18 protein-coding genes and 2 pseudogenes are annotated in these 20,015 nt (G+C 61.2%); 10 read left to right on the forward strand and 10 right to left on the reverse strand.

What is annotated here, in order from left to right; translation table 11 throughout:
* Positions 1–55 precede the first annotated feature (55 nt).
* The 5 genes from AC1Z1G_RS13835 (at position 56) to AC1Z1G_RS13855 (ending at position 6,453) form a co-directional block, all read left to right on the forward strand.
* A complete protein-coding gene (locus AC1Z1G_RS13835) occupies positions 56–1,618 on the forward strand; it encodes an ABC transporter substrate-binding protein (RefSeq protein ID WP_483620642.1) in 1,563 nt (520 codons plus the stop codon).
* 10 nt (positions 1,619–1,628) lie between these two features.
* Entirely contained in the window at positions 1,629–2,570 is a 942-nt protein-coding gene (locus AC1Z1G_RS13840; RefSeq protein ID WP_483620643.1) for an ABC transporter permease, read from the forward strand.
* Complete coding sequence (locus tag AC1Z1G_RS13845; protein WP_483620644.1) at positions 2,567–3,424, forward strand: ABC transporter permease; 858 nt, start codon at positions 2,567–2,569, stop codon at positions 3,422–3,424. The genes AC1Z1G_RS13840 and AC1Z1G_RS13845 overlap by 4 nt, the downstream gene beginning before the upstream one ends.
* 2 nt (positions 3,425–3,426) lie before the next feature.
* Entirely contained in the window at positions 3,427–5,076 is a 1,650-nt protein-coding gene (locus AC1Z1G_RS13850) for an ABC transporter ATP-binding protein (RefSeq protein WP_483620645.1), read from the forward strand.
* Between the two features lie 102 nt (positions 5,077–5,178).
* Positions 5,179–6,453 carry an OprD family porin gene (locus AC1Z1G_RS13855; RefSeq protein WP_483620646.1) on the forward strand — a complete coding sequence of 425 codons (1,275 nt, stop codon included), beginning with the start codon at positions 5,179–5,181 and terminating at the stop codon, positions 6,451–6,453.
* Positions 6,454–6,687: 234 nt separating this feature from the next.
* Here the strand turns inward: AC1Z1G_RS13855 and AC1Z1G_RS13860 are convergent, their stop codons facing one another.
* Genes AC1Z1G_RS13860 through AC1Z1G_RS13875 form a run of 4 tightly spaced genes read right to left on the reverse strand, consistent with a single transcriptional unit; the run spans position 6,688 to position 9,566 of the window.
* A complete protein-coding gene (locus tag AC1Z1G_RS13860; protein WP_483620647.1) occupies positions 6,688–7,269 on the reverse strand; it encodes a DinB family protein in 582 nt (193 codons plus the stop codon).
* A gap of 20 nt (positions 7,270–7,289) precedes the next feature.
* Complete coding sequence (zapE, locus tag AC1Z1G_RS13865) at positions 7,290–8,408, reverse strand: cell division protein ZapE (RefSeq protein ID WP_483620648.1); 1,119 nt, start codon at positions 8,406–8,408, stop codon at positions 7,290–7,292.
* 48 nt (positions 8,409–8,456) lie between these two features.
* Entirely contained in the window at positions 8,457–8,798 is a 342-nt protein-coding gene (locus AC1Z1G_RS13870; RefSeq protein ID WP_483620649.1) for a nuclear transport factor 2 family protein, read from the reverse strand.
* Positions 8,799–8,849: 51 nt separating this feature from the next.
* Positions 8,850–9,566, reverse strand: coding sequence for a helix-turn-helix transcriptional regulator (locus AC1Z1G_RS13875; protein WP_483620650.1), 717 nt, complete (start codon positions 9,564–9,566; stop codon positions 8,850–8,852).
* A gap of 103 nt (positions 9,567–9,669) precedes the next feature.
* Between AC1Z1G_RS13875 and AC1Z1G_RS13880 the strand changes: the two are divergent.
* The 5 genes and pseudogenes from AC1Z1G_RS13880 to AC1Z1G_RS13900 all read left to right on the forward strand — a co-directional run.
* Positions 9,670–9,801, forward strand: a pseudogene (locus tag AC1Z1G_RS13880) (DUF6124 family protein); the annotation flags it as partial.
* A 221-nt stretch (positions 9,802–10,022) separates the two neighbouring features.
* Positions 10,023–11,480 (forward strand): nucleobase:cation symporter-2 family protein, encoded by a 1,458-nt coding sequence (locus AC1Z1G_RS13885; RefSeq protein ID WP_483620651.1) that lies wholly within the window; start codon positions 10,023–10,025, stop codon positions 11,478–11,480.
* Between the two features lie 558 nt (positions 11,481–12,038).
* A pseudogene (locus tag AC1Z1G_RS13890) lies at positions 12,039–13,281 on the forward strand (type II and III secretion system protein family protein).
* Between the two features lie 26 nt (positions 13,282–13,307).
* Entirely contained in the window at positions 13,308–14,048 is a 741-nt protein-coding gene (locus AC1Z1G_RS13895) for a tetratricopeptide repeat protein (RefSeq protein WP_483620652.1), read from the forward strand.
* Between the two features lie 2 nt (positions 14,049–14,050).
* Positions 14,051–14,311 (forward strand): DUF3613 domain-containing protein, encoded by a 261-nt coding sequence (locus tag AC1Z1G_RS13900; protein WP_483620653.1) that lies wholly within the window; start codon positions 14,051–14,053, stop codon positions 14,309–14,311.
* Positions 14,312–14,399: 88 nt separating this feature from the next.
* Here AC1Z1G_RS13900 and AC1Z1G_RS13905 read toward each other — a convergent pair whose 3' ends face one another.
* The 6 genes from AC1Z1G_RS13905 to AC1Z1G_RS13930 are packed head-to-tail and all read right to left on the reverse strand — an operon-like array spanning position 14,400 to position 20,007.
* Positions 14,400–15,368, reverse strand: a complete 969-nt coding sequence (locus AC1Z1G_RS13905; protein WP_483620654.1) for a type II secretion system F family protein — start codon at positions 15,366–15,368, stop codon at positions 14,400–14,402.
* A gap of 27 nt (positions 15,369–15,395) precedes the next feature.
* Entirely contained in the window at positions 15,396–16,382 is a 987-nt protein-coding gene (locus AC1Z1G_RS13910) for a type II secretion system F family protein (protein ID WP_483620655.1), read from the reverse strand.
* A 2-nt stretch (positions 16,383–16,384) separates the two neighbouring features.
* A complete protein-coding gene (locus AC1Z1G_RS13915) occupies positions 16,385–17,818 on the reverse strand; it encodes a TadA family conjugal transfer-associated ATPase (protein ID WP_483620656.1) in 1,434 nt (477 codons plus the stop codon).
* Between the two features lie 4 nt (positions 17,819–17,822).
* A complete protein-coding gene (locus AC1Z1G_RS13920; RefSeq protein WP_483620657.1) occupies positions 17,823–19,040 on the reverse strand; it encodes an AAA family ATPase in 1,218 nt (405 codons plus the stop codon).
* Positions 19,034–19,537: a TadE/TadG family type IV pilus assembly protein gene (locus tag AC1Z1G_RS13925; RefSeq protein ID WP_483627855.1), complete on the reverse strand. Its 504-nt coding sequence runs from the start codon at positions 19,535–19,537 to the stop codon at positions 19,034–19,036. Before AC1Z1G_RS13925 ends, AC1Z1G_RS13920 begins: the two co-directional genes overlap by 7 nt.
* The gene (locus AC1Z1G_RS13930) at positions 19,537–20,007 is read right to left on the reverse strand and encodes a TadE/TadG family type IV pilus assembly protein (protein ID WP_483620658.1); all 471 of its coding nucleotides are present in this window, start codon (positions 20,005–20,007) and stop codon (positions 19,537–19,539) included. The genes AC1Z1G_RS13925 and AC1Z1G_RS13930 overlap by 1 nt, the downstream gene beginning before the upstream one ends.
* Between the last annotated feature and the right edge of the window lie 8 nt (positions 20,008–20,015).

Consider the following 20,015-nt stretch of genomic DNA (forward strand, 5'->3'; position numbering starts at 1 on the left):
TTTGCGACGCCTGCAGGTTTCACCGTCGCCAACCGCCCAGTGGAGCATCACTCCCGTGCAAACCTTTACCCGTATTGCCCTGACCGTAGGGCTCAGCACCCTGGCTTTAGGCACGCTCAGCGCCGAAGCCGCCACTTCATTGCGCGTTGCCCTCAACGCCGACATTCGCAGCACTGACCCCGGCGTCAACCGCGACGAAAACACCGACGCAGTGATCCTGCACGTGGTCGAAGGCCTGGTGGCCTACCGTGAAGACGCCTCCGTCGGGCCGTTGCTGGCAAGCACGGTCCAGGTGTCTGACGACGGCCTGGAATACCGTTTCATCCTGCGCGACGGAGTGAAATTCCATAACGGCGCCACCCTGACCGCCGCCGACGTGCTCTGGACCTGGAAGCGTTACCTGGACCCCGCCACGCAATGGCGCTGCCTGGCAGATTTCGATGGCCGCAGCGTCGCCAAAGTCATCGACATCAGCGCCCCCAACCCGATGACCGTGGTGTTTCGCCTGAACCAGCCCAATGGTTTGTTTCTCGCCCAGATGGCGCGCTCGGACTGCGGCGGCACCGGCATCGTGCACCCCTCGTCCGTCGACGCCAGCGGCAAATGGCAGACACCGATCGGCACCGGCCCGTTCAAGTTCACCGAGTGGAAACCGGGGCAGTACGTCGACCTGCAACGGTTTGCCGATTACAGCGCCCGCCCGGAACCTGCCGCCGACGGCTATACCGGCAATAAACAGGCGTTTATCGATGACCTGCGTTTCATGGTGATTCCGGATGCGGCGTCCGCCAAAGCCGCGCTGCAATCGAAAGGTGTCGATGTACTGCCCGATGTCACGGTCATGGACGCTCGCGAGTTAGGCGCCCTGCCCGGCATCAAGACCTCCAGCAGCTCGAACATGTCCCTCAACGCGCTGCTGTTCCAGACCCGCGACCCGCTGCTCAAGGACGTGCGCATCCGCCGCGCCATCGCGCTGTCCCTGGACAGCGAGCACATGGTTCAGGCCCTCACCGAAGGCACGTCCCACGCCAATAACTCGGTGGTGCCCGACACCAGCCCCTACTACACCGACGTTCAGAAGCAAGGATTCAAAGCCAATATCGAGGAAGCCAGGCGCCTGCTCAAGGAAGCGGGCTACCACGGCCAGCCGTTGAAGATCATCACCAACAAGCGCTACCAGAGCGTGTTCGACATGGCCGTGCTCAGCCAGGCAATGGCCCAGGCCAGTGGCTTGAACATCGACATCGAAACCTTGGAATGGGGCACGCAACTGGAGCGCTACCAAAGCGGCGCCTATCAGATCATGGCGTTCTCTTATTCGGCGCGCTTCGATGCAGCGCTGAACTTCGAGTCGGTCATGGGTGACAAGAACCAGCAACCGCGCAAGGTCTGGGACAACCCCGAAGCCCAGGGCTGGATGCTCGAATCCATGCGTGAGCGCGACCCGGTCAAACGCCAGGCACTGTTCAACCAGTTGCACCACCAACTGCTCGACGATGTGCCGATGGTGGTGATGTACAACGGCAGCACCCTTGGTGCCTTTCAGGACAAGGTTCAGGGCTATCGCTCCTGGCCCATCGCCAAACCGCGCCTGTGGGGCGTGAAACTGGCCGAATAGGAGGTTGATCATGCTGCGATTTATCGCTCAACGCCTGGCATTGTCCGTGCCGACACTGCTACTGATTTCGGTGGTGGTGTTTGCCCTGATCCGTTTCATTCCCGGCGATCCGGCACTGCTGATGCTCGGCGACATGGCCGACCCGCACAGCCTGACCGCTGCCCGCGAATCACTGGGGCTGGACCGTTCCATTGGCGTGCAATTCGGCTACTGGCTGCAATCGGTACTCAGCGGTGACCTGGGTGTTTCAATCACCAGCAAGCAGCCGGTGCTGGAACTGATCCTGGACCGCTTCTCGGTCAGTGCGAGCATCGTGTTAGTTGCGGTGCTCCTCGCGGCGCTGATTGCAGTGCCAGCCGGGCTGCTCGCTGCGTGGAAACAGGACAGCCCGCTGGACCTGGGGCTGGTGACCGGCGCAACCCTGTTGCTGTCGATTCCCAGTTTCTGGCTCGGCTTGCTGTTGCTCTACGCCTTTGGCATCAAGCTCAACTGGTTGCCGGTGGTGGGTTACGTACCGTTCGCGCAGAACCCGGGGTTGGCCGTCAGCTATCTGGTATTGCCGATTGTCACCCTGACCCTGGTGGAACTCGGCGCCATCACCCGCATGGCTCGGGCCAGCACCATCGAAGTGCTGCGCCTGGAATACATCGCCCATGCCCGGGCCAAAGGCTTGTCCGAACGGGCGGTGTTATGGCGACACGCCTTGCCCAACGCCTTTGCACCGACCTGGACCTTGATCGGCCTGATTCTCGGCAACCTGCTGGGGGGCATCGCGGTGCTGGAAACCGTGTTCACCCTCCCCGGCATCGGCCGCCTGATGGTGGATGCGATCTATGCCCGTGATTACCCCGTGCTGCAAGGCTGCCTGCTGTTGATCACCTTTATCTACGTGATGGTCAACCTGCTGGTGGACCTGCTCTACCCACTCTTCGACCCACGGGTGAAGTTATGACCGCCACGATTCCTCCTGCGACCTTGAGTGCCCGTCGGCCGTTGCGCTGGCCACCGGCCAATGCCTTGATTGGCGGCACGCTGCTGGTGATGCTGATCGTCATGGCCCTGACGGGGGTGTTCTGGACGCCGTTCGATCCGCTGCAAATCGATCTGCTGTCACGGCTCAAGGCCCCTTCAGCGCTACACTGGCTGGGCACCGACGAGTTTGGCCGCGACGTCTTCAGCCGCTTGATCATCGGTGCGCGCACCAGTTTGTGGATCAGCCTGCTCACCGTGTGCCTGGCGCTGTTTTTCGGCAGCCTGATCGGCATGCTTGCCGGGTTCCTGCGGGGCTGGACCGACCGCGTGCTGATGATGGTCAACGATGCGTTGCTGGCCTTCCCCGGCATTCTGATGGCGCTGGGGCTGATGACGATCATCGGCGCGAGCCAGTACGGCATTGTGCTGGCCTTGAGCATCGCCTACACGCCGTCGGTGGTGCGGGTAGTGCGCGGCAGCGTGCTGTCCTTGCGTGAACGCGAGTTCATCGAGGCCTCCCGGGTGATCGGCAACTCGGCGCTGTACACGCTGTTCCGGCACATCGCCCCCAACTGCGTCGCCCCGTTGTGTGTGCTGGCCACCAGCATGTTCGGCTGGACCCTGCTGTCGGAAAGTGCCCTGAGCTTCCTCGGGCTGGGCGTTCCGCCGCCCGCCGCAACCTGGGGCAACATGCTTGCCGCCAGCCGTCCCTACATTGCCAATGCTGCCTGGCTCGGCCTGTTCCCGGGGTTGTTCATCGCCCTGGCACTGGTCGCCATCAACCTGTTCGGCGACGCCTTGCGCGACCGCCTCGACCCGCGAATGAGCCGATGACCATGTCCTGTTCAACCCCGCTGCTCCAGGTAGACCATTTACTGATCCGTGCCGGCGCCGATGGCCCGTTGGCGGTCAACGATCTGAGCTTCACCGTGGCCCCCGGCGAAATTGTCGCGCTGGTGGGTGAGTCCGGCAGCGGCAAGACCATGGCTGCCCGGGCGGCCATCGGTTTGTTGCCATTGCCGATGGAGGTCTGCGGCGGCGCCATCCGCTTCGAGGGGCAGGACCTCAATCAGCTCGGCCCCGGCCAACTGCGTAACATCCGGGGCGCACGAATTGGCATGGTGTTCCAGGAACCCATGGTCTCGCTCAACCCGGCCATCCGGATCGGCGAGCAAATGGCCGAAGGCTTGCGCCTGCACACCCACCTCGACAAGGCGCAGATCCGTGAGCGTTGCGTCGACATGCTCACCCGCATCGGGATCGCCGACCCCGAGCGCTGCCTGAGTGCCTACCCCCATGAGTTCTCGGGCGGCATGCGCCAGCGGATCATGCTCGCCTCGGTGATGCTGCTGCGCCCGGCGCTGCTGATCGCCGACGAGCCAACCACCGCCCTCGACTGCCTGGCGCAACTGGACGTCATCGAACTGATGCTGCAACTTACCCGCGAACAAGGCACGGCCATTCTGTTCATCAGCCACGATCTGTCGCTGGTGGCGCGCTACGCCCATAAAGTGGTGGTCATGCGTCACGGCCAGGCCGTTGAGCAAGGCTCGATCAACAGCATCTTGCTGGCCCCGCAGCACACCTACACCCGCCAGTTGCTTGAAGCACTGCCAAAACGTGGCGAACTGGCGGCGTTACCAGCGTCGGAAAAACCCTTGGTGGAAATCACCGGCGTCAGCATCGAACATCCCGGCCACGCTCGGTTCTGGGGCAAACCCGTGCCCAAACGGGCGGTGCACAGCGCCAACCTGTGCATTGCACCGGGTGAAACCCTGGCGCTGGTGGGCGGCAGTGGTTCAGGCAAAACCACCCTGGGGCGTGCCCTGGTGGGGCTGGTGAAACCCTGTGCCGGGGAAATTCGCTTCAAGGGTGTCGACATTCTCAAGGCCGGTCAACGGGACCATCGGCTGCAATGCCAGATGATCTTCCAGGACCCCTATTCGTCCCTAGATCCGCGCATGCGCATCGGCGAAACCCTGGCCGAACCCCTGCGGCACTTGCCGGAACTCAGCGCCCAACAAAAAAGCGAGCGGGTGGCCGCAACGCTGGTGGACATCGGGTTATCAGCCGACTTCATGAACCGCTTCCCTCACCAGCTCTCGGGCGGGCAACGCCAGCGTGTGGCCATCGGTCGAGCGCTGGTGCGCCACCCGCAACTGGTGATCGCCGACGAGCCGATTTCCGCCCTGGACATGACCATCCAAAAACAGATTCTTGAACTCTTCGAGCGCTTGCAGGCGCAGTACGGTTTCGCGTGCCTGTTCATCTCCCATGACCTGGCCGCTGTCGAACGCATCGCCCACCGCGTGGCCGTGATGCATCAGGGCCGCGTGGTGGAAATCGGTAGCCGTGAGGCAATCTTTGATACGCCGCAACACCCTTACACCCGTCAGCTACTGGCCGCCGCGAGCCCGCTGGAGCAACTGGCGGGCGGTGGTTACCGGTTGCGACCCAAGCCCGCAACGTTAACGCCCACACCTTAGTTCCCCCCAGGCCTGACCTTGGCGCCGTCGAAACGGTTCGACGGCGCCCACGGCGCAGCCATGCCAAAAAAACAACAAAAAGCCCTCACAGGAGCCAACACCATGAACACAAAGCTCATCCACCACCTGACGTTGATCGGCAGCACCAGCCTGCTGCCGATGGTCGCCCAGGCAGAATTCATCAAGGACAGCAAAGCCAGCCTCGACTTGAAAAACTACTATTTCAACCGTGATTACCGAGAAGGCGAAGGCCAGTCCAAGCGCGACGAGTGGGCGCAGGGCTTTTTGCTGAACCTGCAATCGGGTTTCACCGAAGGCCCCGTGGGTTTCGGCCTCGATGCCCTTGGCATGCTCGGGGTAAAACTCGATTCGAGCCCAGACCGTTCCGGCAGTGGCTTGCTCTCGCGGGATAAAGAGCCCGAACCGGGCAAACCCAGCCACGCCCGCCGCGCCCATGACAGCTATTCCAAACTCGGCCTGACCGCCAAGGCCCGTTACGCCAAAAGCGAATTGCGCCTGGGCCACTTGCTGCCGGACTTGCCGTTGCTGCAACCCAACACCAGTCGGGTGCTCCCGCAAACATTCGAAGGCGGGCAACTCACCTCCTCCGATATCCAGGGCCTGACCCTGCGCGGCGGGCAAATCGACCGGGTCAAACAACGCGAATCCACTAACTACGAAAAAATGGGCCTTACCAGCCAGAGTGGCGCGTACAAGAGCTCAGCCAAAAGTGATCAGTTCCGCTTTGGCGGCGCGGAGTATCAGTTCACGCCGACCCTGACCGGTAGTTATCACTACGCTCAGCTTGAAGACATCTACCAGCAGCACTTCTTCGGCCTCAAGCACAGCCTGCCGCTGGGCGGCGGGAACCTGAGGACCGACATCCGTTACTTCAGCGCCGATGACGCGGGCACCGGGCTCGCCGGCAAGGTCGACAACCGGGCCTTGAGTACCCGCGTGATGTACGCGATGGCCGGGCACTCCATTGGCGGCGGTTACCAGGAGCAGTTTGGCGAGACGCCGTTCACCTACGTCGACGGCACCAACACCTACCTGTTTACCGAGTATCAGTTGAGCAACTTCTCCCAGGCCAAGGAACGCGCCTGGCATGCCCGGTACGATTTTGATTTCGCCAGCCTCGGGGTTCCGGGCCTGCTGTTTTCAACGCGCTACGCCAAGGGCGATCACGCGCAGGTCCGCAAGTTTATCGGTGAGGGCCGGGAATGGGAACGCGACATTGATCTGGGCTACACCATCCAGAGCGGCCCGTTCAAGGACGTCAGCGCCCGCTGGCGTAACGGGTTGAGCAAAAGCAACTACCAGCGCGACACCAATGAGAACCGGCTGGTCCTGAGTTACACCGTCAAACTCTGGTAAACCCCGCTGCTGGCAACCTTGCTGACGCAGGGCTTGCCCTAATACCAGGCAGTGATGTGAACGCGAGGTTCAAAACAACAAAGATCCAGTGTGGGAGCGGGCTTGCTCGTGAAGCGAACACCGCGTTCTTTCAGGCATTGCCCGTCATCGTTCTTCGCGAGCAAGCTCCCACATTGCATCACCGCTGTTTCAAACAGGTCGTTCACTTCACAAACCCGCATCGTTGTCTCCCGCTCACGGGTTCCACACCTGATCTTCCGTCCATCCCAGCTCAGCAAAGTCCTGCGCCCGTAACCCGGCCTCCCCGGCGCAGAAAAACTCGTCCAGTTGCGGCGGTTCGACCGAGGTGCCGCTGAGCATGGCGTGCACCTGGCCGCGATGATGCAGTTGGTGCTCAAACAGGTGTGACAGTATGCGCAACCGCGTGTCGCGCTGTGGGTTGTCACGGGCAATGGTCACGATGCGGCCCATGTCTGCGTCTTGCAGGTGCTCGCAGTACGCAATCAAACGACAGTCCACCTGCGCCTGCTCAGCCTTGAGGGCGGCGTGGGTTTGAAACGGTTCGTCGGCCTCGAAAAACACGTAGCAATCAGGATGGGAGGCTTCACCACGCAACTCGCGCTCCAGCGCATCCACGTAAAACCAGTCACACGTCAGGATGTGGTTCAGGGTGGCCCTGATCGTCGGAAAAAAACTCACCCTCGGCGCCACGAACTCAGCCGGACTCAACTGCGCGCACGCCTTGGCCAGTCGGTGATTGGCCCAGGCATTCTGGTAGGCCATGGTCAGTAAATGGTGGGACAAGGGCTGGCGCATGGTGATACCTCGTGCAGGGTTCAAGGCTCGGCAAAACGTTGCAGTTGCATCTCTCGCAAACGACTGAGGGTGCGGCGAAACGGGAATTCCAGATAACCCTCGGTGTACAACGCCTCCATCGGCACCTGGGCTTCAAGGTACAGCGGCACTTTACGGTCGTAACACTCGTCGACCAACGCGATAAACCGCCGCACGCTGTCATCGTGTACCGACAACTGCGGCAACTCACGGTCACCGGCCACCACCCGCTCGGCGCTGTCTTCAGTGCCTCGGGCGATACGTCCGGGGCGTTGGTGCGCGCTGAGGTTGGGCACTTCGCTCAACAGAATAGCCGTGAAGCAGTCGCATATCGCCATGAAGTCCATTGCGGCAAAGGGCTGCTCACACAGGTCGGCGTAACGACACCACAGCACCGTGTCGCTGCTCTGCACCGCCACCACCGTGCGGTAACCCACGCTCACGGGCGCATGGCTTACCACTTGGCCTTCGGTCAACTGCCTGAACACCGGCGCCAGCGCACTCGACTGGCCGGGCGTAGACACCCAGTAACGCTGAAACCCGGCGCCGGGATGCAAACGGTGGTCTTCCCCCCCGTCGACCGCCACTACCCGCATATGGTGCTGGATAGCAGCAATGGCTGGCAGGAAGCGGTCACGGTTGAAACCGTCGGCGTAGAGCTGTTCTGGCGGTTGATTGGAGGTGCTGACCACCCCCACGCCGTGTTCGAACATCACCTGAAACAACCGGCCAAGAATGATCGCGTCGCCGATGTCATTGACGAACAACTCGTCGAAACACAGCACCCGCACGTCCTCGCTCAACTCCCGGGCCAGCGCTTGCAATGGGTCCGCAATGCCGCTCAGTTGAAAAGAACGCCGGTGGACCCACCCCATGAAATGGTGAAAGTGCTGTCGCCGGGACGGGACCCGCAGGGTTTGGTGGAACTGGTCCATCAACCAGGTCTTGCCGCGCCCGACCGGCCCCCACAAGTACACACCCATCACCGGCATTCGCCCCTGATGCAAGGCTTCATGGCACTGTTGGAGCGCATGAACGGCATGCTCCTGAGCCGGGTCCGGGACAAAACCCTTTTGCTCAATAGCATGGTGATAGGCGCTGAGGGGCGAGTCGAAGGTCATACCGGCCGTTGATCCAAGCGGAAAAGGCCGGAGTATGCCACGTGTGCCTTACAGCGAAATATCCAGCCGCACGATCTTGCCCTGCTCATTCAGGCGGAACACGTATCGCAAGGCCAGAGGGCTGCCGGGGAAGGTCCCGGAGATCAGGTTGTTGAGCAACACCTTGCCGGTGCGCTGCTGCACGTCGAGCACTTCGACCCGTGGCTGATAGCGCCGAGCGGTGTCTTCCATCCAGTGCGCGATGGCCTGGGTGCCGACCTGATGCGCGCCTTCATCGAAGACGTTGGCATCCTCGGCGAAGAAACTGGCGACCTCCGAGCTGTCGCGAGCGTTGGCGGCGGCAATATAGGCAGCGATGGCCGGGGCCAGTGAAACGGCTGGGTTCGACATGGTGGGGCTCCTTGTTGAGTGTGACTGGAGCCATGCTAGAACAGCGGCGTGTCAGTTCTTGTCAGGAGTGAAGCGCCCGGCTTCATCCAGTTTCATCAACGTGCGCCACGTCCGCAGCAGGTCGCTGCGCCGCCCCGGATAACGCTCGCCTTGCACATTGGCGGCAGCGATCCGGTCGGTACGAAATGTCCGATAAGCGCTGCGTAATTCACACCAGGCGACAATCACCCGAACCTCGTTGAAAAAGCCCAGCGCCAGTGGCCAGATCAGCCGTTGGCTGGGGACCTGGTTTACGTCGGCGTAGTCGATGTGCAGTTTCTCCTGACCGCGAATGGCCAGCCGAAACACGTGCAACGCCACGGCATTCTGCGGATAACCAAAACAGGGCGGCCCCGCGAGCACCGTCGGGTTGCGCAAAGCGTCCTGCGCGGCGGGCGCCAGAACAGCAGCGATCTTGGCCAGCGCATCGGCGGCAGCTTTGCTCAATACCTCGTCGCCACGCTGGTCGACATAGCGCAAGCCCAGCACGATGGCCTCGGTTTCGTCGGCATTGAGCATCAAGGGCGGCAGAAACAACCCGCTGCGCAACACGTAACCCACCCCCGCCTCACCATAAATCGGTGCGCCGAGGGCCGTCAGTTCCGCGATGTCGCGGTACAGCGTGCGTTCGGAGATCTCCAGCTCACTGGCCAGCACCGCCGCCGTCACCGGGCGACTTTTACCGCGCAAGACTTGCAACAAGGTCAACAATCGAGAAGTCCGCGACACGGCAGGCACGCTCCGGGGCAAAGGTCGGCGCAGCTTAGCAGAGCGTGCTGTCAGAAACTGTCAGGAGCAAATGCCGCCAAACGCCTCAGCCTCAAGCTACAGCGCCTGCGCCAGTGATCTGGCGCTTGAACTCGACGGTCCCCGGCGCAACACCGCACTGGCGATTCAGCAAATGATTGTGTTGGCCGAGTTGGCGGTGAATCGCGCACTGGATCACCTTGATCCGCAGGAGTAGTCGGAGTAGCCAGCCCGGCAGGTAGACCGCGTGATCGCTCATTGTCGGATCGCCGCTCGGACCAAGCCACGCTCCTACGGTTTCACACCCTGGAGCGTGGGAACAATCGTCGCCATACGTGGGAATGATCAACGTGATTTACGCCACAACGCGTTGCCCTCGAGGGTTTCGGCTGGCATCCTGCGCGTCCTTTTCTGACCCGGCCCACTGGCAGACCTCTCGTGACCTCATCCCAGACCACTCCCAAGCCGCGTTCCGACCTGATTTATGGCCTGAACGACCGCCCACATTTCACCGCCACGGTCTTCGCCGCACTGCAACACGTGCTGGCCAGTTTTGTCGGCATCATCACCCCCACCCTGATCATGGGCAGCGCCCTGGGCCTGCAAAGTGAAGTCCCGTACCTGATCAGCATGGCGCTGTTCGTGTCGGGCCTGGGGACGTTCGTCCAGGCGCGGCGTTTTGGCCCTATCGGCTCGGGGCTACTGTGCCTGCAAGGCACCAGTTTTTCCTTCATCAGCGTGATCCTCAGCGCCGGTTTCATGGTCAAGGCCCGTGGCGGCGGCACCGACGAGATTCTGTCGACAATTTTTGGCGTGTGCTTCTTTGCCGCGTTCATTGAAGTGGTGCTGAGCCAGTTCATCGGCAAGTTGCGCATGCTGATTACCCCGGTCGTGACGGGCACCATCATCACCTTGATGGGGCTGTCACTGATCAAAGTCGCCATGACCGACATCGCCGGCGGCTTCGGTGCCGTGGACCTGGGCGCCGCCAGCCACCTGGGTCTCGCGGCGCTGGTGCTGGGCACCATCGTGGTGCTCAACCGGGTCGACGTGCCTTTCCTGCGTTTGGGCGCCATCGTCATTGGCTTGACCCTGGGTTACGTGGTGGCCTGGCTGATGGGCGATGTCGACTTCGGCAGCATGCCGGACGTGCCGCTGATGAGCGTGCCAGTGCCATTCAAGTACGGGTTCTCCTTCGATTGGGTGGCGTTTGTCCCGGTGGCAGTGATTTTCCTGGTGTCGCCGCTGGAAGCAGCCGGTGACCTGACCGCCAACTCGATGATTTCCCAGCAACCGGTCAAAGGCCCGGTCTACATCCGCCGAATAAAGTCCGGCCTGTTGGCCGACGGCCTCAACTCGGCCATGGCGGCGGTGTTCAACAGCATGCCGATGGTGACCTTCGCCCAGAACAACGGTGTGATCCAGCTCACCGGCGTGGCCAGCCGTTACGTCGCGTTCTTCATTGCCGGGTTGTTGGTGCTGCTGGGGTTGTTCCCGATGATTGGCGCGGTTCTGCAACTGATGCCCAAACCGGTGCTCGGCGGCGCCGAACTGGTGATGTTCGGCACGGTGGCCGTGGCCGGGGTCAAGATCCTCGCCGAAGCCGGCCTGCACCGTCGCAACATGCTGATCGTGGCGATTTCCCTGGGCATGGGCCTGGGCGTTGCAGCCGTGCCCGAAGTGCTGCGCGAATTGCCCAAGGCGTTGCACAACATCTTCGAATCGCCGATTACCGTCGGCGCGTTCTGCGCAATCTTGCTGAACATCTTCCTGCCTGAAGAGTTCATTGCGCTGGAAGAGGACGATTTCGACCCGGAAGCCTCGATCCTCAAGGTCATGGAAAACCCGGACGTTGAGCCACTGAAGACCGACGCCAGCGCGCCGTTGGCCCGCTAAACGCACTCAAGGGCCGAGCCGTTGGTGGTTCGGCCCTTGTTTTAAACGCATCAGGCACCTCGTTTTATCCCTTTCCTCCTGTAATCGGCTCCCAGCCGCTGCACGCGCCACGGCCTCAGGCCAAGCCTTTTCTCGACCCACAGCTCAACGTCCTGCACGCCGTTTTCTACGTCCGATCATTCCTGTGATGCCGCTTTCTGGGCGCTCAGCCAACTGCTCACTTTTTTTTACAATTAATAGCATTTTGGCCTAACTGCGCTAACGTCAGATTACGCAAAAGCTACTTGGGTCCAGCGTAGGCGGTCTCGTACCGGGAAAGCCTGATGGATGACAGACACGAAGGAAGGCCCGGCATGAGTAGTCGTTTTACCTTGACCTTGGTGGGGCTGCTTCCCCGCCGCTCGGTGATGAGCACTTCAACCTCAAATACAGGGCGTTTTTTAACCAGGCGCCAGCCCACCCTGGCACCTGACAGGCAGAGCCTCAAGCTGTGAGCATGTGAAATTGAGGTAACCGGAGTACCCGGCAAACACCCCCGATCAAACAAGGAAGCAGTGAATGAACAATGATTACGTGCAAGTGCTCAAGCGAGTAGCGTGGACTTTGATTTTCACTGGATTACCCGCAAGCATGACCCTGGCAGCGTCCGGCAACTGTTCAAACCTGGCCCCCCCTGCCCGCCGTGGTCGAGGTGGGTGAAGGCATGCAGACGGTGATGCATTCGGAGGTGGCCATCACTCGATTGGCCGTGGGCGATCCGAAAGTTGCCGACGTGCACCTTAATGGCAACGATGCGTACCTGCTGACGGGCATTGCACCCGGCGCGACCAGCCTGATGGTCTGGACAGCCTGTTCCGGCGCACCTCGCCAGAGCATGGTGTTTGTTCAGGGCAAAGGGGCCGGCTCGCTGGTGAGTGAGGCATTTCCGCCCTCGGAAGACCCCTTGCTGCCCAGTCAGGTACAGACCGATATTCGGTTTGTCGAAGTCAGCCGTACCAAGTTGAAAGAGGCCAGCACGTCGATCTTCGGCAAAGGCGGGAGTTTTCTGTTCGGTTCACCCGGTACCGTCCCGCTGGTGACCGTGTCGCCCGGCAATCTCGGCAGCACGGCGACCCGTATCCCGCTGGATAATGGCAGTTTCAATATCGGTATCGGCGGCGGGAAAGTGCTGGGGCTGATCAACGCACTGGAAGGCAGCGGCTTTGCCTACACCCTGGCGCGGCCGAGCCTGGTGGCGTTGAGTGGGCAAAGCGCAAGTTTCCTTGCCGGTGGTGAAGTACCGATCCCGGTGCCGAGCAGTGGCAGCGACAATATCTCCATTGAATACAAAGAGTTCGGGATTCGCCTGACCCTGACGCCTACCGTCATCGGACGCGACCGCATTTCCTTGAAGGTGGCGCCGGAGGTCAGTGAGCTCGACTACACCAATGCCGTAAGAATCGCGGGCATTAACGTTCCAGCGCTGACGGTGCGTCGCACTGACACCAGCATTTCCCTGGCCGACGGCGAGAGCTTCGTGATCAGCGGCCTGATCAGTTCGAGCAACACCTCATCGGTGAGCAAGTTTCCGGGGCTGGGCGACATCCCGATTCTGGGGGCCTTCTTTCGTGACTCCACCATCAGCCGTGAGGAAAAAGAGCTGCTGATGATCGTGACCCCACACTTGGTGCAACCGCTGGCGGTCAATGCCCGACTGCCGACATTGCCGGGCGAAAAACTGCGTAATTACGACCCGAACTGGTTCCGTATGTATTTCCTGGAAGACGGTAACTTCGACCGGCGCAGTGGGTTGTCGCAATGAGATCGGGTTCTTTGGGGGAGCACAGAATGAAAGTAATCATGGCGGCATTGGGACTGGTGATGCTCAGCGGCTGCGCCACGGACGGTGGCGGGACATGGTCGAAGCTGTCAAGCCCGGCCGCTTGCGCCAAGCTGGGCTCCGATCAGGAACTGTCGTTGAGCATGGCCGATGACATGATCAGTGATGGCAAGTTGCACGCGGGCCTGGCCAACCTGCAAAGCCTGCCGGATGACCTCGCCGCCGTGCGCCTGCGCAAGGCCAAGATCTACCGCATGCTTGGGCAAAACGAGGCCGAGCCGTTGTATCGCAGTTTGCTGGGCACCTGCCTTGCCGCTGAAGGGGAACACGGCCTGGGCCAATTGGCGGCCGCGCACAAAGACACCGATCAGGCCCTGAAGCATTTGCAGCGGGCCGCTCAGATGGCCCCCACCGACGAGAAGATTCGCAACGACCTGGGTGTGGTTTACCTCAAGCAGTTGAAGCTCAAAGAGGCGCGTTTTGAGTTCATCACCGCCATGGAGTTGAAGCAGTCCGATCAGTTGGCGGCCCTCAACCTGGTGACCTTGCTGATTTATCAGGGCAACTGGAAACAAGCCTCGGAATTGGTCAGTCGCGTGGGCTTGAGCCCCGAGCAAGTGACCGAAGCCCAGATACGCGCCGAGAAACTCAAGAGCCCGGCGAAGGCCGAAGCGGCACCCAGTGATCGGGTGGCGACAGCTCTCGATCCGTCGAAACCCCGTGTCAATCCGCCAACAACGCAGAGGTAGTGATGAAACAGACTATGCTCAGCTGCCTGGGACTGTTGCTTCTTCCACTCGCAGCCCAGGCCATCGAACCCGGCCCCTCATCGCCACAACAGCAGGAAACCGAAACCTGGTTAGTGTTGCAGTCTCGCGGCCAGGCCGCCTCGCCCATCCCCCAAGCCGCGGCGGCCAGTGAGCGGGACCTGAGCCTGCAACGCTGGCTGGAAAGCTATAAACATGCCATCCCCGAATACTTCAAGGAGTACTCCGGCGGACAGAAGAAGTAACTCATAGCGGTGCAACGGCCTCAGCCCCAGCGGGTTTACTCGCTGGGGCTGAGGCCGTTACGTGGGTGAAGGTTGCCCGTCTTCGTGTTTACAGCTTCCCGAAGACCTTGAACACGCCAATGATTGCCGGCCCAATGGCCACCAGGAAGAAGCTTGGCCACAGGCAGAAAATGAGTGGGAACACCAGTTTGGTGCCGATTTTCGCCGCTTTTTCTTCTGCCAACTGTGTGCGTCGGTCGCGAAACTCCTCGGCATAGATACGCAACGTGGTACCGACACTCGTACCGAAGCGGATGCTCTGTGCCAGCAAACTGACCAGCCCGCGAATGTCTTCCAGGCCGGTGCGTTCAGCCAGGTGCTTGAGCGCCTCGGTACTGGGAATCCCCGCACGGACTTCGGAGTTGACCAGCGCCAGTTCCAGGGCCAGGTCGGGTTGGCTGACCGCCATTTCCTCGGACACCCGCTCGATCGCCTGGGGCAATGCCAGGCCCGACTCCACGCACACCACCATCAGGTCCAGGGCATCCGGGAAGGCGATGAGCAATCGCGTCATCCGTGCCTGTTTGCGGGCGTTGACATAAATGGCTGGTGCCAGCCAACCCACACCCAGCGCCAGTACCAGCACGCCAATGCCGAGGAACAGCGACAGCTTCGGAATCAGCGGCAGTGCCAGCACCGCAAGCCCCAACATGACCACTGGCGCCAACAGGCGAATCGCCCAGTACATCTGCACCGCTGCGTGCGAACGATAGCCGGCATGTGTCAGCAGTGTTCGGGTCGCCGAGGCCTGGCCCTGCTCGGCAGAGGAAAAGCGCTGGCCGACCTGCTCCAGCATCAGTTGCAGATTGCTGGGGGTGCTCTGCCCGTAGCTCTCCCCGCCATGACCGCGTTTAATCAGCAAAAGACGCCGCTGTACCGGGTCCTGTAGCCCCTGCACAAGCAATACCAGCGTTGCCACTGCGAGCACCACGCTCAAGCCGATGGCCCCCGCGAACAACAAGCGCGCCAGTTGCTCGTCGCCCACCACACGATTGATCAGACTCAGCAGATAGTTCATGACCCCCTCCTTGACACCGGGTGGTGTTCAAACCTGAATCCGGATGATTTTGCGGATCCAGAAAATCCCGATCAGCATGGCCACAAAGGCCCCGATCACCATTTTTTGGCCCAGGGGCTCGTTGAACAGCATGGGCAGGTAAGTCGGGCTCGACAGCACAATGGCCGCCGCCAATACAAAAGGCACGGAGACCAGTATCCAGCCCGACATACGCCCTTCGGCCGACAGCGTCTTGACCTTGCGATGAAAACGAAAGCGCCCACGAATCAGGCTGCTCAAGCGCTCCAGCACCTCCGTCAGGTTGCCGCCCGTTTCGCGGTGAATCAGCACCGTCGTCACCAGCATCATCACCGTCATGCTGGGCATGCGCTCCAGCAACCCCAGCATGGCCCGACGCACGTCATTGCCGTAGTTGATATCCGCAAACGTCAGGCCAAATTCATGGGCGACCGGCCCCTTATGCTCTTCGGCCACCAGTTGCAGTGTTTCATTGAACGGATGGCCGGCACGCAAGGCCCGGCACACGGCATCCAGTGCATCGGGCAGGCCTTCCTCGAACTGGGCAAAGCGTTTGCCACGGTCACGGGATATTTTGAGCACCGGCAACCAGAACATCGCCATGGCCACCGGGGCAGCCACCCACCAGCGTTGGGTAACCAGCCAAAGTACGGCCCCGAATCCCGTCGCCAAAACCAGCCCAAGCAACAACACCCGATAGGCGCGGTAGTCATGCCCGGCTTGCTCGATCATCTGCGCCAGGGCCTCCATCGCCGGCAACTGCTCCAGACGGGCTTCCAGCGGTGACAAACGGCGCAGGTACTTCTGACGCAGCACCGACTGCATGTTCGGCAGGTTACTGGCTCGCTCCAGCAGGTTCAGGCGCCCGCGGATGCGCTTGCGCACCTTGTTGGCCTCCCCGAACACCGGCACCGCCAACCCCTGACTAAGGAGAAACATGGCGGTGAACACCATGCCGAGGAACGCCAGGATAAATTCACTGGGAATCTGAGTCATGACTATCCCTCCATCCAGTCTGGTCGAAACAGGCTCAGCGGCAGCTCGATACCGCGCCTGGCGAGCACATCGCGAAAGGCCGGCACCATGCCAGTAGGACGAAACTCGCCGAGGACTTCACCGTGTTCACCGATGCCGCTGCGTACAAACGCGAAAATCTCGGTCATGGTGATGATTTCGCCCTCCATGCCATTGATCTCCTGCACGCTGACCAGCCGCCGCGTGCCATCCTCCTGACGCTCCAGCTGGATGACCACGCTGAGGGCCGAGGCTATCTGCTGGCGCATGGCCTTGATCGGAAACGTCGCACCGGTCATCGACACCATGTTCTCGATCCTGCCCAACGCATCGCGTGCGGTGTTGGCGTGGATGGTGGTGAGCGAGCCGTCGTGCCCGGTGTTCATCGCCGTCAACATGTCCAGCGCTTCGGCGCCCCGCACTTCACCGATCACAATGCGGTCAGGCCGCATACGCAGGCTGTTGCGCACCAATTCGCGCTGGCTCACCTCGCCCCGGCCTTCGATATTCGAGGGCCGGGTTTCAAGGCGTACCACATGGGGCTGTTGCAACTGCAACTCGGCCGAGTCTTCGATGGTGACGATTCGCTCGTTATGCGGGATGAAACTGGACAGCACGTTGAGCATGGTGGTTTTGCCACTGCCGGTACCGCCCGAGATCAGGACATTCATTCGCCCACGCACGATTGCCTTGAGCATCAGGGCAATTGCCGGTGTCAGGGTGCCCATTTTCACCAGGCTCTCGGTGTTGAGCAGGTCCACGGCAAAACGACGGATCGACATGCTCGGCCCGTCGATGGCCAGGGGCGGGATGATGGCATTGACCCGGGAACCATCCTTCAGGCGGGCGTCCACCAGCGGTGATGATTCATCGATGCGTCGGCCCAGGCTGGAAACGATACGGTCAATGATGTTCAGCAGGTGGTGGTCGTCGCGAAAACGCACATCGGTTTTTTGCAGCTTGCCAAAACGCTCGACATAGACCGAGGCGAATCCGTTGACCAGGATGTCGGACACACTGTGGTCGGCCAGCAGCGGTTCCAGGGGACCAAGGCCAAGCACTTCGTCAGTGATCTGCTTGATGATCAGTTGACGGCTGGCGGCACTGACGGGCGCCGAATGCTCGTCGAGCAGGCGCTGGCAGATGTCACGAATCTGCCGCCCCGCTTCTGCGGGTTCCAGGGAATCGAGCAGTGACAGGTCCATGACCTTGAGCAGTTGTTGGTAGATCTTCTCCCGCCACTCGGTCTCCACCTGATTGAGTTTGGTCCGGGTCTCGTAGAGCACGTCCGGTATGGCGGCTTCCCAGGCCATGAGTACGCTGACGCAGTTTTCACTGTCAGTCTGTGCACCCTGCCCGTCTGCCGGAACACTTTTGCCGGACTGCTGACGCAGGCGATTACGAAAGTCGCTGAGCATGGCCTTACCCTCCGAACAAACGGCTAAAGGTACGTTTAAACAGGCCCCGCTCGCTGGCCACGACCCCGATCAGGTTCTGGCTCAACTCACGCAGGGCGAAGGTCACGCCTGCACGTGGTGCATGGAGTTCCAGTGGCACCCCGGTGTTCTGGCTTTCACTGACCACCGAATAGTCGTTGGGGAGCTTATGCACGTCGGTGCAACGCAGGGCTTCGGTAATGTCCTTGAGGCTGACCGGCGAATTTTTGTTGTAGCGATTGACCACCACCTGCAAGCGAGTGCCCTGCACGCTGAGGTCATCGCGCAGGATACGCGTCAGGCGGGTGCCATCCTTCAGGTGGCTGAGGCTTTGCTGCACCACGATGTAGATCCGGTCCGCCTGCTCCAGCGTGACGCCCGTGAGGTGGTCGATCTGTCGCGGCAAATCCACCACCACCCAGTCATAGGTGCTGCGGGCCAGGCGTAACAGGTTTTCCAGTTGCTCCAGGCGAATGTCCTGCGACAGGCATAGCTCACCGGTGCGTCCGCCCAGGACATGCAGGGTCGGGCTGAAGTGGCTGCAAAAACCGCGCAAAGCAATGCTGTCCAGCTCGTCGACCTGTTGCAGCACTTCCATATGGCTGTGTGTCGGTAGCACATCCAGGCAGTGGGCCACGCTGCCAAATTGCAGGTCCAGGTCCAGCAACAGGGTTCTGCCGCCTCGGGCGCTGAGCTGATGCGCCAGGTTGCAGGCCAGCATTGTGGCACCGGAACCGCCCTTGGCATTCATCACGGCGATCAGCTTGCCCCCTGTGCCCTGCTCGGCATGGGCCTCCATTATCATTCGGCTGAGTGCGGCCTGTAATTCGTCGGCCGACACGGGCTCTGGCAGAAAATCGCGAGCACCGGCCTGCATCGCCAACCGCATGCCCTCGCGCTCATCCAGGGGGCCGCACACCAACAGGGGCGGACGCTCTTTCAACGGATGCAGCAACAGGGCCGCCAGTTCCTCGCGCCACAAGTGGCTGACGCGCAATAACAGGAAATCAGGCATCTGCTCCAGCCCATACAACGGGTCGGTGTGACCGTTGCTCACCAGGCGCGTGCTGACGTGCAGGCTGGGCAGGCATTGGCTCAACGCTTTCAGGTGGTTCAAGGCTGTCACGTCACGCCCACTGATCAACAGGCGCATGCCTGGTTTCTCAGTCACGCTGGTGACGGGAGCTTCTCGGGTATTCAGCATGGCGTAATCTCCGGGGTGACGCCCACCTCGGGTTGCCGACCGAGGCTTTCACGCGGCACGGTCGACCTGTACACCGGCAGGGTGAACACCCCGCCGAACCCGGGGATCAGCAGATTGAACGTGAAGTTTGTCACCTGTAACTGGATGTACCGGATGGCACGAAACCCGCTGGCACTGGTGAGGTCGTTGGGGGTGGCGACCACCGCACCGTTCGCGTCCAGGTAGATCAGGTTCAGGTTGGCCGTGCTCAGGTTGCCAATCAGACTGCTCGTACCACTGTTATTGGCCGCGTTGAAAATGGCACGCCGCAAAATGATCGGGTCACGGATATCGCACACCGCCGCCAGGCGAGCGCCACGACGAACGCTTTCATTCAGCGCGTTGACGGTGAAATACAACCGGCCCATTTCCAGTACGCCGAACAGCAACGTGAACAACACCAGGCTGGTGATGGCGAACTCGACGACATACAGCCCGCGCATACGCTTGATATTCATCATAAGGCCCTCATCACGACGGTAGAGGTCAACGCCAGGCCCAGCGGCACGCTCTGGCCATAGAAAGCCGGTAATGCGCTACCGATCACCGGCACAAAGGTGTAGGTAATGCTGACCTGGACGTGGTCAGTGCCCACTGCCGCCACCGAGACATTGCCAGTGGTCAGCCCTGGCACGACGGCCGGGTAGCCATTGGGGTTGGCAGGAATGCCGTACACCGCGACGTTCTTGGTCTGGGACTGGAGCGTGGCACTCAGGTCGACCTTGCCCAGGGTGGCGTTCCAGGCCTGGCCGGCCACAAAACGTCCGGCATCACGGCTGGCCTGCATCAGGCTGTTGTATTGAAACAACATGCGGCCGAACTCACCGAACGTGAACAGCAGTAACAACAGCAGCGGCAGAGTGATCACCAGCTCCACCATCGCCAATCCACGCTGGGTCTGCGGCGGCTTGAATCCACGGTGTCCCATAAGGCCTC

Source organism: Pseudomonas sp. JL27(2026) (assembly GCF_056933555.1).

Coding starts and splice junctions, on each gene's coding strand:
- AC1Z1G_RS13895 (WP_483620652.1), top strand. CDS start 13,308: ATGAAAGTAATCATGGCGGCATTGGGACTGGTGATGCTCAGCGGCTGC.
- AC1Z1G_RS13850 (WP_483620645.1), top strand. CDS start 3,427: ATGTCCTGTTCAACCCCGCTGCTCCAGGTAGACCATTTACTGATCCGT.
- AC1Z1G_RS13845 (WP_483620644.1), top strand. CDS start 2,567: ATGACCGCCACGATTCCTCCTGCGACCTTGAGTGCCCGTCGGCCGTTG.
- zapE (WP_483620648.1), bottom strand. CDS start 8,408: ATGACCTTCGACTCGCCCCTCAGCGCCTATCACCATGCTATTGAGCAA.
- AC1Z1G_RS13900 (WP_483620653.1), top strand. CDS start 14,051: ATGAAACAGACTATGCTCAGCTGCCTGGGACTGTTGCTTCTTCCACTC.
- AC1Z1G_RS13905 (WP_483620654.1), bottom strand. CDS start 15,368: ATGAACTATCTGCTGAGTCTGATCAATCGTGTGGTGGGCGACGAGCAA.
- AC1Z1G_RS13920 (WP_483620657.1), bottom strand. CDS start 19,040: ATGCTGAATACCCGAGAAGCTCCCGTCACCAGCGTGACTGAGAAACCA.
- AC1Z1G_RS13860 (WP_483620647.1), bottom strand. CDS start 7,269: ATGCGCCAGCCCTTGTCCCACCATTTACTGACCATGGCCTACCAGAAT.
- AC1Z1G_RS13840 (WP_483620643.1), top strand. CDS start 1,629: ATGCTGCGATTTATCGCTCAACGCCTGGCATTGTCCGTGCCGACACTG.
- AC1Z1G_RS13925 (WP_483627855.1), bottom strand. CDS start 19,537: ATGAATATCAAGCGTATGCGCGGGCTGTATGTCGTCGAGTTCGCCATC.
- AC1Z1G_RS13910 (WP_483620655.1), bottom strand. CDS start 16,382: ATGACTCAGATTCCCAGTGAATTTATCCTGGCGTTCCTCGGCATGGTG.
- AC1Z1G_RS13855 (WP_483620646.1), top strand. CDS start 5,179: ATGAACACAAAGCTCATCCACCACCTGACGTTGATCGGCAGCACCAGC.
- AC1Z1G_RS13930 (WP_483620658.1), bottom strand. CDS start 20,007: ATGGGACACCGTGGATTCAAGCCGCCGCAGACCCAGCGTGGATTGGCG.
- AC1Z1G_RS13870 (WP_483620649.1), bottom strand. CDS start 8,798: ATGTCGAACCCAGCCGTTTCACTGGCCCCGGCCATCGCTGCCTATATT.
- AC1Z1G_RS13915 (WP_483620656.1), bottom strand. CDS start 17,818: ATGCTCAGCGACTTTCGTAATCGCCTGCGTCAGCAGTCCGGCAAAAGT.